Source organism: Acrocarpospora phusangensis, from assembly GCF_016862995.1.
In the GTDB taxonomy this organism is placed as follows: domain Bacteria; phylum Actinomycetota; class Actinomycetes; order Streptosporangiales; family Streptosporangiaceae; genus Acrocarpospora; species Acrocarpospora phusangensis.
In genome coordinates this window covers 38,172-53,574 of sequence record NZ_BOOA01000024.1, presented here as the reverse complement: position 1 = coordinate 53,574, position 15,403 = coordinate 38,172, and the positions used below count along the sequence as shown (strand labels likewise).

At 72.8% G+C, this 15,403-nt stretch carries 11 protein-coding genes; 8 read left to right on the top strand and 3 right to left on the bottom strand.

Annotated elements, in window-relative coordinates:
* Position 1: 1 nt before the first annotated feature.
* The gene (locus Aph01nite_RS42160; RefSeq protein WP_204041754.1) at positions 2-3,472 is read right to left on the bottom strand and encodes an ATP-binding protein; all 3,471 of its coding nucleotides are present in this window, start codon (positions 3,470-3,472) and stop codon (positions 2-4) included.
* Positions 3,473-3,684: 212 nt separating this feature from the next.
* On the opposite strand from Aph01nite_RS42160, the gene Aph01nite_RS16420 reads away from it, so the two are divergent.
* Positions 3,685-4,920: an MFS transporter gene (locus Aph01nite_RS16420; RefSeq protein ID WP_204041753.1), complete on the top strand. Its 1,236-nt coding sequence runs from the start codon at positions 3,685-3,687 to the stop codon at positions 4,918-4,920.
* Entirely contained in the window at positions 4,917-5,339 is a 423-nt protein-coding gene (locus Aph01nite_RS16415) for a MaoC family dehydratase (protein ID WP_204041752.1), read from the top strand. Before Aph01nite_RS16420 ends, Aph01nite_RS16415 begins: the two co-directional genes overlap by 4 nt.
* 68 nt (positions 5,340-5,407) lie before the next feature.
* On the opposite strand, the gene Aph01nite_RS16410 is transcribed toward Aph01nite_RS16415, so the two are convergent.
* Both Aph01nite_RS16410 and Aph01nite_RS42155 read right to left on the bottom strand, forming a co-directional pair.
* Positions 5,408-5,827 carry a hypothetical protein gene (locus Aph01nite_RS16410; RefSeq protein WP_204041751.1) on the bottom strand — a complete coding sequence of 140 codons (420 nt, stop codon included), beginning with the start codon at positions 5,825-5,827 and terminating at the stop codon, positions 5,408-5,410.
* A 140-nt stretch (positions 5,828-5,967) separates the two neighbouring features.
* A complete protein-coding gene (locus tag Aph01nite_RS42155; protein WP_204041750.1) occupies positions 5,968-8,169 on the bottom strand; it encodes a hypothetical protein in 2,202 nt (733 codons plus the stop codon).
* Between the two features lie 116 nt (positions 8,170-8,285).
* On the opposite strand from Aph01nite_RS42155, the gene Aph01nite_RS16400 reads away from it, so the two are divergent.
* From Aph01nite_RS16400 to Aph01nite_RS16375, 6 genes are all read left to right on the top strand, one after another.
* Positions 8,286-9,215 (top strand): N-acetylglucosamine kinase, encoded by a 930-nt coding sequence (locus tag Aph01nite_RS16400; protein WP_239161739.1) that lies wholly within the window; start codon positions 8,286-8,288, stop codon positions 9,213-9,215.
* Entirely contained in the window at positions 9,205-10,677 is a 1,473-nt protein-coding gene (locus Aph01nite_RS16395) for a glycoside hydrolase family 3 protein (protein ID WP_307836780.1), read from the top strand. The genes Aph01nite_RS16400 and Aph01nite_RS16395 overlap by 11 nt, the downstream gene beginning before the upstream one ends.
* Before the next feature lie 50 nt (positions 10,678-10,727).
* Complete coding sequence (locus tag Aph01nite_RS16390; RefSeq protein ID WP_204041749.1) at positions 10,728-11,606, top strand: MurR/RpiR family transcriptional regulator; 879 nt, start codon at positions 10,728-10,730, stop codon at positions 11,604-11,606.
* 110 nt (positions 11,607-11,716) lie between these two features.
* Complete coding sequence (locus Aph01nite_RS16385; RefSeq protein WP_204041748.1) at positions 11,717-13,498, top strand: ABC transporter substrate-binding protein; 1,782 nt, start codon at positions 11,717-11,719, stop codon at positions 13,496-13,498.
* The gene (locus Aph01nite_RS16380; protein WP_204041747.1) at positions 13,495-14,499 is read left to right on the top strand and encodes an ABC transporter permease; all 1,005 of its coding nucleotides are present in this window, start codon (positions 13,495-13,497) and stop codon (positions 14,497-14,499) included. The genes Aph01nite_RS16385 and Aph01nite_RS16380 overlap by 4 nt, the downstream gene beginning before the upstream one ends.
* Positions 14,496-15,401 carry an ABC transporter permease gene (locus Aph01nite_RS16375; RefSeq protein WP_204041746.1) on the top strand — a complete coding sequence of 302 codons (906 nt, stop codon included), beginning with the start codon at positions 14,496-14,498 and terminating at the stop codon, positions 15,399-15,401. Before Aph01nite_RS16380 ends, Aph01nite_RS16375 begins: the two co-directional genes overlap by 4 nt.
* Positions 15,402-15,403: the final 2 nt, after the last annotated feature.

Genomic DNA, 15,403 nt, shown 5'->3' with positions numbered 1-15,403 from the left:
CTCACCCGCGTTTGCGTGTGACGGCCTCGCGGTGGTCGCGTACGGCGCTGACGCTCAGGTAGAGGACCTCCGCGATCTCCCGGTCGGAGCGGCCGTCGGCGGACAGGTCCGCGATGCGCTGCTCGGTCGGCGTGAGGGTCAGGTCCGCCGGAGGCCCGGCGTGGCCGCCCGCCATGGCCAGGCTGGTCGTCGCGCGGTGCTGGAGCGGGCGGGCGCCGCAGAAACGGGCCAGGTCGATGGCCGTGCGCAGTTCGGCCTGGGCGTCGGGGAGGCGTCCCTCGTGGCGCAGGGCCTCGCCCAGGGCGTACCGGGAAATGGCGTGTTCGAGGCGGATGTCGGTGTCCTCCAGGAGGCGTACCGATTCGGTGAGGAGGTCGAGGGCGCGGGGGCCGGACTCGGTGGCGGCCATGATGCGGAGGGCGCGGCCGGTGGCGCGGGGGGTGCCCCAGGTCTGGGCGGCGGCGTACAGGTCCTGGGCGGCGGCGCGGGCCTCCTCGGGCCGGCCGAGCAGGAGCAGGCAGCGGACGAGCTGGGCCAGCCAGTCGGGCACCACCGGGTTGACCATGCCCAGCGTCCGGCATTCGTCCCGGGTGGCCAGCGCCGTCTCGTACGCGCGCTGCGTGTGCCCCTGCGCCATGAGCAGCGCGATCTCGCCGCTGGCGTAGATGGCCCGGCTGACACCGGCCCCGTGCGCGGTCCTGACCTGGTCGAGGACGGACTGCGCCGCGCCGATCTCGCCGCGGGCGACCAGCGCCGGGATCAGCCAGTCGCTGATGAACGACAGCCCCACGTCCACGCCGCCGTTCTTGGACACCTCCCACGCCAGCCACCCGTCCCGGACCGCCTCCTCCAGGTGCCCGCGCGAGAGCATGTACGCGGCGCGGTAGGTGTACCCCGGCGCCGCGCTCCGCAGCGACCCGGTCCTGCGGCTGTGGTCGAGCATCGCCTCCACGGTCGGCAGCAGCCGGGGGTTGTCGCAGGCGACCAGCACGTACCAGGCGCAGGTCAGCATGGGCTCGGCCAGCGCCTCCCCGGTCACGTGGTCGTCGGAGATAACCCGCAGCGCCCGCCGCTCGGCCGACGCCCGCTCGTTCCGGAACATCTCGCGGAGCGCCAGGCTCGCCTCGAACAGCAGTCCGCCCAGCGAGGAGTCGGGCCGCTGGCCGCTGAAGGAGCCGTGCAGCGCGACCAGGTCCCCGCCGTGGCGGGTGCCGGTGGCGACCATGCCGATGCAGGCCTGCAGCGCCTGCCGCGTTCCGACGGAGATCCCGCGCTCCCGTTCCAGCGCCGCCTGGCACACCAGCGCGGCCTCCCGGGGCCGCCCGACCAGCCACTGGGTGGAGGCCAGGATGTAGGCGATCCTGGCACGTTCCTCGGGGTCGGGTTCCAGGGCGAGCGCGTGCGAGAGGTGCTCGATCGCCTGCGCCATGTCCACCAGGGCCTCGGTCATGCCGAGCCGGGTCAGCACCTGAACCCGCCGCTCGCCGAGGTCCTCCTGAAGGGTGCGCCGCAGGAAGGCGGCCGCGCCGGTGGCGGAACCGCTGGCCAGGCTGAGGTCGGTCGCCCGGTTCAGGATTGCGACCGTGTCCTGGCCGCCCATCCCCGGCGGCACCCGTAACAGCTGGGTGGCGGCCTTGACCGGGTCCTGGTCCCGCCCGGCCACGCCGGCGGCGCGCAGGTGCAGTTCGGCCCGGGTGCCCGGGGGGATGCCGTCGTACACGGCCGCCCGGATCAGCGGGTGCCCGAACGAGAACCGCGGCGGCGTGCCCCGCGCGGTCACCAGCTCGCCGGCGACCAGGGCGGACAGCAGGTCCAGCACCTCCTGCTGGGAGGTACGCGTGACCTGCGCCAGCTCGCCGCTGCCGACGTCGTCGCCGAGCACTCCGAGGGCGTGCGCGACGCCCGTGGCGGCCGGCGGCAGGTGCCGCAGCTGCCTGGCCACGAACCGCGCGATGCTGGGCGAACTCTCCGGCCGGGGGTCGCCCTGCTCCCGCGCGGCCAGCTCCCGGCCGAGTTCGCGCAGCAGGAAGGGGTTGCCGCGGGCCGCCTCGTGGCACCGCGCGACGAGCTCCTCCTCCGCGCCGCCGTCGAGCACCTCCGATAGCAGTTCCGCCGACCCCGCCGGGGTGAGCGGCGGCAGCGTACGCGTCACCGAGTGCGGCAGCCCCGCCAGCACCGAGACCACCTGCTCCACCTGCTCCGTCCCCGGCCGCAGCGCCACCATCGCGACCACGGGCAGATCGTCCAGCCGGGCCGCCAGGTACGCCAGGAACCGTACGGACGAGGGGTCGGCCCAGTGCAGGTCGTCGAGGACGATCAGCAGCGGGCTGCGCGAGGCCAGGTCGCTGGCCAGCCAGAACAGCGTGTTGATGATCGGGTACTCGCCGCGCGGGGCGTCCTCGGCGTCCGGCCAGCGGAGGAACGCCGACGCGGCCGGGGCGGCGGAGCCGGCGAAACGTTCGAAGAGCTGGCGGACGCAGCCCCAGGCGTACTCGAACTCCAGCTCGCTGCCGCGCGCGGAGGTCGTGGTGAAGCCGAGCAGGTCGGCCCGGCCGCGCGCGTACTCCAGCATGCTGGTCTTGCCGATGCCGCCGGGGCCCTCGAAGATCAGGACGCTGCCGGCTTTCCGGCGCGCCGCCCGGTCGAGGGCGCGGTCGATGAGCTCCGCCTCGGCGGACCGCTCCACCAGCGACGGCCCCGGGGCGTGCTCGGCGGCGACGGCCGGGGCGTGGTCGAGGGCGGGGTCCTGGCGCAGGATGGCCGACTCCAGCTCGCGCAGCGGGACGCCCGGGTCGATGCCGAGCTCCTCCCGCAGCCGGGTCCGCAGCCGCTGGAACGCCGCGAGGGCGTCCGCCTGCCGTCCGCTGCGGTAGAGGGCCAGCATGAGCAGGCCGTTCAGGTCCTCGTCGAACGGGTGCCGCTCGGTCAGGCCCTCCAGCTCCGGCACCAGGCGCAGGTGCCCGCCGAGGGCCAGCCTGGCCTCCACCCGCGCCTGCTCGGCCAGCCGGCGTACGCGTTCCAGGCGTTCCGCCTCGTCGCCGAACCAGGGCAGGTCGCCGACGTCGGCGAGGGGCGGGCCGCGCCACAGCTCCAGGGCGCGGTCCAGGAGGTCCACCCGTGCGGCGGGGTCGGCGGCGGCGCGCGCCTGCTCGATGAGGCGTTCGGCCAGGCGCACGTCGGTGGCGTCCTCGCCGAGGTCGAGCATGTAACCGGGCGGCCTGGCCACGATCGCGCCCGGCCGGCCCAGCGCGCGCCGCAGGTAGGACACGTGGCTCTGCAGGGTGTTCATGGCGGTGGCCGGGGGCCGGCCGTCCCACACGATCTCGATCAGCCGGTCGGCGTTGACCACCTCGCCCTGCCGCAGGGCCAGGATCGCGAGCACGGCCTTGCGCCGCAGTCCCGGGACAGGCTGGGGAGCCCCGTCCACGGTCACGTCGACCGGGCCGAGCAGGCGCACTCTGACGGGCGTCACTTCCTGCCTCCGGGTGGCGGCCGCCTGGCGTTCCGCCATGCTGAGAGTAGCAAATCACCACAGAAAACCCGCGCTTGTGCGGCAACCCGATGGCAACCGGGTGAGGGCTATTCTTTGGCGGAATGTGGGGCGTCTGGCCTCGCTTAACCGTTTTGCGAGGATCGGATCATGGCGACACGGGTGCCGACGTTCCGCGGACTCCGGCCGCCGCCGTGACGCGGCTGGAAGGGCCCGCCCGTACGCAGCTCGCGCTGATCGCCGCCGTCCAGGTGCTGGCGATGGCCACCTGGTTCTCCGCCTCCGCCGTCGTCCCCGCCCTGCGCGGCGAGTGGGGCATCAGCCAGGGCGAGGCCACCTGGCTCACGGCGTCGGTGCAGCTCGGCTTCGTGACCGGCGCGGTCCTCGCCGCCGTGTTCAGCCTGCCCGACCGCGTCCCCGCCCACCGGCTCGTCGCCGGGTCCGCGCTGGCCGGCGCGGCCACGACCGCCTGCGTCGCCGCCTTCGCCGACGGCCTGGCCACGGCCGTGCCGCTGCGCTTCGCCACCGGCGTCGCCCTGGCCGGCGTCTACCCGCCCGGCCTGAAACTCATGGCCTCCTGGTTCGACCGTGGCCGCGGCTTCGCCCTCGGCGCCCTGGTCGGCGCGCTCACGCTCGGCAGTTCGCTGCCGCAGCTCATCACCGGCGTCGCCGACCTGCCCTGGCGGTCCGTCCTGTACGTCTCGTGCGCGCTGGCCGTGGCCGGCGCCCTGCTCGCCGCCCGGACGGTACGGCCCGGCCCGTACGCCGCCCCGGCTCCGCCCTTCGCCCCGCGCTACATCGTCGCCCTCTTCCGGGACCGCGGCCCCCGCCTGGCCAACCTCGGCTACCTCGGGCACATGTGGGAGCTGTACGCCGTCTGGACCTGGCTCCCCGCGTACATCGCCGCAGGCCAGGCGGCCCGCCAAGGCGACGCGGAAGCGCTGCCGCCCGGCGTGACCGCCTTCCTGGCGATCGGCGTGGCCGGCGTGGCCGGATGCCTGCTCGCCGGACGGCTCGGCGACCGCGTCGGCCGGGCCCGGCTCGCCGCGCTGGCCATGGTGACCAGCGGCACCTGCTGCCTGCTGGCCGCACTCGTCTTCGGCGGCCACCCCCTGCTGGTCACCGCCGTCCTGATCGTCTGGGGCGCGTCCGTGATCGCGGACTCCGGCCTCTTCTCCGCCTGCGTCAGCGAGGTCGCCGACCCCCGCTACGTCGGCACCGCCCTCACCACCCAGACGGCGGCCGGTTTCCTGCTGACCGTGCTCACCATCCAGCTGACCCCGCTGCTCGCCGAGGCCGCCGGCTGGCGCGCCGCCGTCGCCGTGCTCGGCATCGGCCCCCTCGCCGGCGCGATCGCGATGGTACGGCTCCAGCGGCACATGACCCCCGCTCACCCCGCAGCGACAGGAAGGACAAAGGTGCATCCATGACCGTGTGGACCAACGGCGCTCCCAGGCCGGGCCAGCGCGCCGAGCTCACCCGCGTGGTGGAGGCCGCCGACATCGAGCTGTTCACCCGGCTCAGCGGCGACCGCAACCCCCTGCACTACGACGAGAAGGCCGCCGCGGCCTCCCGCTTCGGCGAGATCATCGTCCAGGGCGGGATCACCACCGCCATCCTCAACGCCGTCGTCGCCGAGCGGCTGCCCGGTCCCGGCAGCGTCTTCCTCAACGTCAACTGGAACTTCCTCGCCCCCGTACGCCCCGGCGACGAGATCACCGGCGCGGTCGAGGTGGTCGAGGTACGCCTCGACAAACCCGTCACCAAACTCCGCACCACGGTGATCCGCCAGGACGGCACCCTCGTCCTGGACGGCACGGCGGTCTGCTACACGACCGCGCTCGAATAACCGTCCCCGGAAACGCGAATATGGCCGCCCTTTCGAGGGCGGCCATATCGGTGCGATATTCAATACGCTCAGTACGAGCCGCGGACCGTGTTGGACCGGAGCACCGGGGTCTTGCCGTTGTAGGACATGTGGGTGACCTTGGCGTACACCTCGTCGCCGCCCCAGTCCTCGTTCAGCGTGGAACCGGACACCTTCACCGAGATGGAGTAGTACCCGTTGGCGTCGGTGGTGCCGCGCGAGTACCGGCCGCCCCAGTAGATGTGCTCGTCGAACCACTCGTCGCTGCCGTACAGGCTGAAGCTGTAGTTGCCCGCGCTGCCCGTCGGCGCCTGGCCGGAGACGGTCACCAGCCACTGGCTGCCCGACTTGACGATCGAAAGCTGCGCGTACCCGGGCGCGGCCGCGTTCGCCGTCCCGGCGCCCGCGCCGAACACACCCGCCATGGCCCCCGCGACCAGCAGCCCGGTCACAATGCGTCGCTTGCTCATGATGTAGATCCTTTTCTTTTCTGTTTGCCTGCTTTATTAGCTATGGCGTTCCTTTCCGTTCCGAGAATTGGAACCCAGCAGGCCTCAGGAATTCTGCAAGCGACAATTAAGTTGTGTGCAAGCGGTGGGGCGATTTCGCGTTAATGGAGCGGCGTCACGTGGAGGCGGCGGTTGTTGTCCAGGGCGAGAATGCACGGAAGGCCGTGGAGGAGGTTGTGGATTCTGCCGCTGAGGATGGTGGTGGCGGAGGGTGGGGGGTCGAGGCGGGACCAGGGGGTGCCGGTTGAGGAGGTCAGGGAGATCTGGCGGTCGTTGCCGACGACCGGGATGAGGGTGGCGGCGGGGTCGGCGGGGTCCTGGAGGGTGCCCAGGGCGGCGTGGATGCGGGCGTCGCCGGGCCGGCCGTGGGGGGTCCACCGGGAGGTGCCGGTGGTGGACCAGCGGTGGGACCAGACCTGGCCGCTGGGGGAGCCGACGGCCACGATGTCCACGGTGACGCCGGGGTCGGGGAGGGCGACGGTGGAGACGCCGATGCCGGCGACGAGCTTCTCGGCCGGGCTGGGGGTGCCCAGGTCGGTCCAGGTGGAGTCGGTGCCGTCGTGGAGGTTGATCCAGAGGTGGCCGTCGCCGGTGATGGCGGCGGCGAGGGCGAAACGGCCGATGAGGCCGGCGGTGGATCTGACGGGGGTCGCGCCGATCACGGAGAAGATGAGCTGGCCGGGGGGTGCGCCGCGGTCGGTCCAGATCCAGGTGTCGCCGGAGAAGGAGCGCATCCAGAGGCGTCCGTCGTCGGCGAGTACGTGGACCATGGGGAAGGCGGAGGGCGGGTGCCTGACGGAGATCGGCGGGACGCCCGCTTTGACCGATCCGCCGGTGGGGGCGCCGTGGTCGACCCAGGCCCAGCCGTTCCCGCCGGAGGTCCTGGCCCAGAGGTGACCGTCGCTGCCGATCGTGAATATCCAGGTGCCGCCGGGCGGCGTGCCCTTGGGTAAGGCGAAGATGCCGATGCCCGCGGTGCTGGTGACGTCCGGGGCGGGGCGGCCGTGGAAGGTCCAGAAGTCGCCCGGGTCGATGAAGCCGTCGCCGGGATTGCTGAAGCCGGCGTCGGGGCGTCCGAGCACGCGGCCGCTCCAGAGCGCGCCGTGCTCGTCGAGGACGGGGACCGCGACCGGGAGGGACGAGGAGTCCTCGTCGGGGGAGTCGTGGTAGGCGCCGACGATCGAGGTCACGGAGCAGGGGAGGCCGTGGGATTCCCACCGGGCGTCCTGGGCGCCGGACTCGACCGTCCACAGGTCGGCGTCGCGGGAGAGGGCCGCGGTCAGCACGCGTGCCTCACCGTCGGCCGTGCCGATCTCGACCGCGGAGGCCGGGTCGACGGCGACACCGGGCGACGGGCTGCCGAGGTCCCGCCAGCCGCCGGTCAGGGTACGGGTCCACATGTGGTCACCGGCCCGGACCATGACGACGGGTTCGCCGGGCGCGGGGTCGGCGCCCTTGGCCGCGACCACGGCCGATAGGACGAAGCCGGAGTCGCCCGGACCCGGCGGCTGCCCGAGATCGATCAACTCCCAGTGCCGGCCGGAGCCGATCAGAATGTCCGCGGTGAACTCCGAGGAAGGTACGGCGCACGCCTGGAGCCGCCCATCCGCGTCCCGGAAGGTGGTCGCCGTCACCCCGGGCACGAACCCGGGAACCGGATCGACCGGATCGAACCACGTCCAGAGCGAGTTCTCCGGTACGGCGACCTGGAACTTGAACTCGAACGTGTCGCGGTCGCTGCCGATGGCGAAGATGTGCGGCAGCGGCGGCGATCCCGGCGCGACGGACGCGAAAGCCGTCGCGAGCCCCCAGACGATGAAGTCGGACTCCGCGGCGATGCGGAACCAGACGTCGTCCGGTTCGACGCCCTGGCGTAACCACGGCCTCCCCGACGGACTGCTGACCACGAGCGTGTGCCTGAGCCCGGAACTCCGGCGGATGGCGCCGGCGGCGATGTCCCCGCACTCGTTGAAGTCCGACATGTCCGCGTCCGGGGCTGGTCCCGAGAGGGCGGTCCACGGGGTGGCCGCCGTGCCCGGCTGGTGCAGCCAGACTTTCACGTCGCCGCCGACCACGACCGGCACGAGGCCGTCGGACCCGTCGATGGAGATCAGCGCGGTGTCGCGTACCTCTCCGGTGCCCGGCGGGACGCCGAGGCGTTCCCACCGCCACCCGGCGGCCGTACGGCGGCGCAGGAAGAGATGGCGGCCGGCGGTGCCGACGGCGATGGTGGCGGCGTCGCCCGCCCGCGCCCACGTGACCTCGCCGGGACCGCCGAGCCGGACCCACGCGACGGCCGGCATCAGTGCGTGCCTGTCTTCACCAGAGCAAAGTACAACGCGCCTGGACGGGGGGTCCCGTTGTAGGAAATCTTCAGGCTCTTGTAGATTTTTGGAATGTATCTGCACGGGGAGCGGCTGTGACGGCTTTGATCATCGGGGTGGACGGCGGGGGCACCAGTACGCGGTGCGTCGTCGTCAGTGAGACGGGAGAGGTGGCGGGGCGCGGGCTCGCGGGCGGGACGAATGTGAATTCGGTCGCCGATCCGGCCGCCAACCTGCTCGCGGCGCTTCATGCCGCGCTGGACGGGCTTGATCCGGCGCGGGTCGTCGGCGGGGTCTTCGGCCTGGCCGGGTCGGGGGCCGAGCGGACCGGGCGGCTGGCCGGGGAGGCGTGGCGGTCGGCCGGGCTGTCCGGACGGCCTTCGGTCGTGGCGGATGTGCTGGTGGCGTTCGCCGGTGCCACGGCGGAGCCCGACGGCTCGGTTCTGATCGCGGGGACGGGCGCGGTCGCGGCGCGGATCGAGGACTGGGGCGTGGTGCGGGTCGCGGACGGTCATGGCTGGCTGGTCGGCGACGAAGGATCGGGCGTGTGGATCGGGAATCAGGCCGTACAGGCAGTGTTGAAGGCGCTGGACGGGCGAGGGGAGGCGACCTCGCTGGTTGAACGGCTGGAACCGCTCGGGAGGACGGCGGGGGAGATCGTTTCCACCGTGTACGCCCGGGTGGCCGAGTCGGGGCCGGCCTGGCTCGCCGGCTTCGCGCCGCTCGTGGACGCGTCGGCCCGCGAGGGTGATCCGGTCGCCTCCGCCATTCTGGGCGACGCCGCGCGACGGCTGACCGCCACGGCACGCGCGCTCGGCCCCGGCGAGGGACCGCTGGTCCTGGCCGGTTCCCTGCTGACCCAGCCGACCGAGCTGGCCCGCCTGGTGCGGGAGCAGATCGGCGAGGAGGTCCGGCCGATCCCGTCCCGCGACGGCGCGGCCGGGGCCGCCGCCCTCGCCCTGCGCGCCGCCTTCCCCTCGGCCGAACTGCACCGGCGTGTGATCGGGAGCGTCCGTGAGTCTTGAGCGGATGGCGATGAGCGTTCTGCAGCCGGGCTTCGACGGCACCGAGCCGCCCGACTGGCTGCGCCGGGCCCTCGCGGACGGCCTGGGCGGAGTCGTCCTGTTCGCCCGCAACCTCGCCGGCCACGGCCAGGCGGCCGGCCTGGTGGCCGCGATCCGCGGGGAGAGCCCCGGCGTCATCGTCGCGGTGGACGAGGAGGGCGGGGCCGTCACCCGGCTGGAGGCGCGGACCGGCAGTTCGTGGCCCGGCAACCGGGCGCTCGGCGTGGCCGACGACGTCGGGGTGACCACCAGGGTGGCCCGCCGGATCGGCCGCCTGCTCGCCGGCGCCGGGATCACCCTCGACTACGCGCCCGTGGCCGACGTCAACGCCAACCCGGACAACCCCGTCATCGGCGTACGGTCCTTCGGACCCGACCCCCACCTGGCGGCCCGGCACACCGAGGCCTGGATCCGCGGCCTGCAAGGCGCGGGGGTGGCGGCGTGCGCCAAACACTTTCCGGGGCACGGCGACACGGTGACCGACTCCCACCTGGCGCTGCCCACCGTGAACGTGTCGCGGGAGGTCCTCGAAGAGCGGGATCTGCCGCCGTTCCGGGCCGCCATCCGGGCCGGCGTACAGGCGATCATGTGCGGGCATCTGCTCGTGCCCGCGCTCGACGAGGTGCCCGCGACGCTGAGCCGTACCGTGCTGACCGGGCTGCTCAGGGAGGAGCTGGGCTACCGGGGGATGGTGGTGACCGACGCGATCGAGATGCGGGCCGTCGCCGCCTACCACGAGCCGGGCGAGATCGCCGTCCGCGCCCTGCTGGCCGGGGCCGACGCCGTCTGCGCGGGCGTCTCCGCGCCCGACGGGTCCAGCGTGTACGCGCTCCGGGACGCCATCGTGTCCGCCGTACGCGAAGGACGCCTGCCGGAGGAACGGCTGGCGGAGGCGGCGGGCCGGGTGCGGTCCCTGGTGGAGTGGCACGCCGGGCAGGCGCCCGCCAGGGCCGCCGCCGCGGCCGACCCCGCGGACGACCCCGAGGACGACCTGGGCCTGACGGCCGCCGAAGCGGGGCTGCGGGTGACGATCGCGGCGGGCGCGGCCAGGCCCGTGCTGGTCCGGGCTCCGCTGGTCGTGGAGATGTCGGCGCGGACCAGCCAGGCGGTGGACGCCGTCGCGCCGCCGGGCTTCGCCGGAGCCCTCGCCGAGCTGCTGCCGGGCACCCGCGGGATCTCCGTCAGGGCCGGCGAGCCGCTGCCCGACCTGGGCGACCACGGCCGGCCGGTGGTGGTCGTCGTGCAGGACGCCGCCCGCTACGCCTGGATCCGGGACCTGCTGGACGAGGCCGTACGGGCTAGGCCGGACGCGGTCGTCGTGGAGATGGGCCTGCCGGGGCCGCCCGCGGGGGCGGTGTACCTGGCCACCCACGGGAACTCCCGCGTGTCGGCGCGTGCCGCCGCCCGATGGCTCACCAGTTGACCTCCGTGAAGACCCCCCGCACCGTCCCCCCGTACAGAGAAGAGACCCCCATGAGCGGACCCACGGCCGCGAACCTGGTGGCGAGCGTGCGCGCCGTGCTGCCGTCGCTGACCCCGTCGGCGCGGTCCATCGCCCGGCTGATCCTCGACGATCCCGCGGTGGTCGCCAGGAGCACGATCACCGAGCTGAGCGCGGCGTCCGGCACCAGCCAGGCCACCATCGTGCGCACCGCCCGCGCGCTGGGCTTCTCCGGCTACTCCGAGCTGCGGCTGGCGCTGGCGGCGGCGTCGGGGCGGGGCGAGCAGGACCGGCTGGTGCCGGGCGACCTGGCCCCCGGCGACCCGCTCGCCGACGTGATCGCGAAGGTCGCCAGGGCGGAGGCCGACGCGCTCGCCGACACCGCCGCCCAGCTCGCCCCCGAGCGGCTGAACGCCGTCGTCGCCGCCCTGACCGGCGCCCGGCGGGTCAGCGTGGCCGGAGTGGGCGCGTCCGGCCTGGTGGCGGCGGACATGGCGCAGAAGCTGATGCGCATCGGCATCGCCGGGCACCCGTTCACGGACGTGCACCTGGCCCTGACGGCCGCGGCGCTGGCCGAGCCCGCGGACGTCTGGGTCGGGGTCAGCTGCACGGGCGAGACCGCCGACGTCGTGGAGCCGGTCAGGACCGCCCGCGAGGCCGGCGCGACCACGGTCGCCATCACGAACAACCCCCGCTCCACACTGGCCGGACTGGCCGCCCACGTGCTGGTCTCGGCGGGCCGCGAAACCGCCTTCCGGCCGGGCGCGCTCGCCAGCCGCATCAGCCAGCTGCTGATCGTCGACTGCATCTTCGTCGGCGTCGCCCAGCGCACCTTCGAGACCTCCGAGGCCGCTCTGCGGGTCACGAAGGGTGCGTTGGACAGGTACGGTGGAAGACGTATCCGCAGCTAGAGGCCCCTAGGTAAAGAATTCCTCCATAACGGCCGATGCGGACGAAAATTATTGACGCTGCGTGCCCGCCGCCCGTATCGTCCTGGCAACCGGCAACCATGGAGTAGTTCATGAGACGACTCGCGGCGATCGCGGCCATGTCGCTGATCGCTACCGCCACCGCGTGCGGCGTCGGTAGTTCCGCCGGCTCAGGCGTCTACACCACCGTCGACGGCGCCAAGCAGATCGACGCCACCGCGCCGATCAACCCGTTCAACCCGCAGGGCAACACGTTCCTGGGCTACGACGCGATGACGCTGGCGTGGCCCAAGAACGACCCTGTCGACCGCAACCGGTTCTACCCCGGCCTCGCCGCAAGCTGGTCCGCCACCCCCGACCAGGGGGAGGTCGTGATCCACCTCCAGCCGGACGCCAAATGGTCCGACGGCAAGCCCGTGACCAGCGAGGACGTGCGCACCTCCATCGGCCTCGCCTACACGCAGGGCGGCACCGCCTACGCGGTGGACCCCAAGGCGGCGGGCTCGGCGGCCGACGTGCGCGTGGTGGACGCCAAGACCCTCAAGGTCACGCAGGGCGCCAGCAAGAGCAACCTGTTCCTCCGCAACGTCCTGTCCACGGTCGTCGTGCCCGCGCACGTCTTCGGCAAGCTGCTGCCCCCCGGCTTCTGGACCACGCTGAAGACGGCCAGGGGGACCGGGCCCGAGGCCGAGAAGGCCAAGGCCCAGGTCACCGGGCTGGCGCAGAAGGTCATCTCCTTCGCCCCCGCCGAGGACGTCTCGGCCGGCCCGTTCGTGCTGGAGCGGGTCAACCCGGGCGAGGCGCTGCTGGTGCGCAACAAGCACTTCTTCGCCAGCCGCAACATCGCGCCCGAGCGGGTCAAGGTGCTCAACTACACGGGCAACCAGCAGATCTGGAACTACCTGATCGCCGGCACGCTGGACAGCGCGCCCTTCACGGCCACGCCGAGCGGGGTGCTCAACCGCATCCGCCAGACCGACGGCAACGAGGTGGTCAAGGGCTTCTCGCCGGTCGCGGTCTCGCTCGCCTTCAACCAGACGCGCAAGCCGTACGACAACGTGCACGTGCGCAGGGCGCTGGCGTACCTGATCAACCGGGCCCAGGTCACCAAGGTGGCCTCGCCAGAGGCGGGCACGCCCGCGCAGACGACCACCGGCATCCACGCCGCGTCGGCCAAGTCCTGGCTGGGCGGGGACGGGATGGCCGGGCTGGACCCGTACCGGGTGGATCCGGCGAAGGCGGCCAAGGAGCTGGAGGCCGCCGGGATGACCAAGAAGGACGGGAGGTGGCTGAAGCCGGACGGCACGCCGTGGCGGGTGGAGATCCACGTGCCGGCGTCGTTCTCCGACTGGGTCGCCGCCGCCAAGGCCATCACCAGCCAGCTCAACGACTACGGCGTCGACGCGGCCGTGCTCACGGCGGCGGACTACACGCTCTACCTGGACGAGCTGGCGGCGGGGAACTACGACATCGGGTTCTGGCTGATGGCGCTCGGGCCCTCGCCGTACAACATCTACCAGCGGATCTACGGGTCGGCCAACGGGTGGCAGCTCCTGGCCGGCCGGCTCACCCGGGTGCCGCCGGGCACGCAGGGCAACTGGATGGGCGGCCCCGAGACCGTCGGCGGGGTGAACCCGGGCGCGCTCACCAACCGGCTCAACGTGGCCGGCCCGGACGAGCAGCGGCGCATCGTCGGCACGCTCGCGAAGCTCACCAACGAGCAGCTGCCCGTCATCCAGCTCTACGACTACGTCAACACCCAGTTCGTCAGCACCACCCGCTACACCGGCTGGCCGCGCACCGACAGTGACGTGCTGCGGCTCCCGGCGGGGGTGTGGATGCAACTCGGGATGATCAAGAAGGCAGGCCGATGAACACCGTCGCACGGCGCCTCTCGGGCCATCTGGCCCGCGGGACAGCCATGATCTGGGTGGTCACCACCATCAGCTTCCTGATCATCCGCAACATCCCCGGCGACCCCGTCCGCGGGCAGTACGAGAAGCTGATCGAACAGGGCATGGCCCCCGACCAGGCCGAACGCGCCACCGCCGCGCTGTACGGCTTCCTGCCCACCGGCAGCCTGTGGAGCCAGTACACCGACTACCTGAACGGCCTGATCCACTTCGACCTGGGCCAGTCGCTCAGCACCCCGGGCACCGGCGTGGCCACGCTCATCGGGTCGGCGGCCAAATGGACCGTCCTGCCCGTGCTCGGCGGCACGCTGCTCAGCTTCCTGCTCGGCGTGACCCTCGGCGTCTACGCGGCGATCAAGCGCTCCGGCAGGCTCGGCGACGCGCTCGCCATCTCGGGCTCGCTGCTGCACGGCGTGCCGCAGTACGTGATCGGGCTGCTGGTCACGGCCATCTTCACCACGCTGTGGCCGATCCTGCCCGCGGGCGGCCCGGTGGACATCGAGTTCGATCCGGGGTTCAACGCGCCGTACATCGCCTCGCTGGTGCAGCACGCCACCCTGCCCGTGCTCACGTACGCGCTGGCCAGCTACGGCGGCTGGATCCTGGCGATGAAGTCGAGCGTGGCCACCGTGCTCGGCGACGACTTCATCCTCGCCGCCGAACTGCGCGGCCTCAAACGCGGCGTGCTGTTCCGCTACATCGCGCGCAACGCGATCCTGCCGCTGTTCACGATCCTGGCGCTGTCGCTCGGCATGCTCTTCGGCGGCGCCATCTTCATCGAGACGATCTTCAACTATCCGGGGCTCGGCCTGCTGCTGGTCAACAGCATCGGCGCGCGCGACTACGCGCTGATGGGCGGCACCTTCCTGGTGATCACCGTGGCGATCGTGGTGGCCAACATCGCGGCCGACCTGCTCTACGCCGTGATCGATCCCCGGGTCCGGGCGGGAGGCGCCGCATGACCGTGACCCAGGCACCGCAGGTGCTCCCCGCCCCGGTCAGCCCGCGCCGCAACTTCTGGCGCGGCGTGGCGCGCGTGCTGCGGCGCAAGCCCAGCCGGATGGCCGGCGTCGCCATCGTCGGCCTGTTCGCCTTCCTGGGCGTCGCCGGGCCGCTGCTCTACCCGAACCCGCTGCCGCGCGACGACAACGCCCTGTACGCCGCGCCCAGCTGGGCCCACCCCTTCGGCACCGACTTCGAGGGCACCGACGTGCTCGCCCTCGTCGTCACCGGCACGCGGTACGTCCTGCTGGCCGGCCTGGCCACGGCCGTCATCACGGTCGCCCTCGGCACCACCATCGGCCTGCTCGCCGGCTTCCACCGGGGGCGCTGGGACACCGTGCTCATGCGCCTCACCGACCTGCAGCTGACCATCCCCGGGCTGCCGCTGCTGCTGGTGCTGTCCACCGTGTGGAAGTTCACCAGCCCGATCGAGATGGGCGTGGTCCTCGGCGTGCTCGGCTGGGGCGGCATCGCCCGCGCGGTCCGCTCCCAGACCCTGTCCCTGCGCGAACGCGGCTTCATCGAGGCGGCCAGGGGACTCGGCCTGCCGACCCGGCACATCATCGGCAGGGAACTGCTGCCCAGCATGGCCCCCTACATCGCGATGAACATGCTCATCGCCGTCACCGGGGCCATCTACGCGCAGGTCGGGCTGTTCTTCCTGGGCGTGCTGCCGTTCGACGCCAACAACTGGGGCGTGATGCTCAACCTGGCGGTGTTCGGCGGCGGGGCGCTGACGAGCGCGGCGGCGCTGCCGTACCTGCTGGCGCCGCTGCTGGCGATCCTGCTGCTGACGCTGGGCATCGTGCTCGTCGTCGACGCGATGGACGAGATCTTCAACCCACGGCTGCGTGAGGAGTAGGG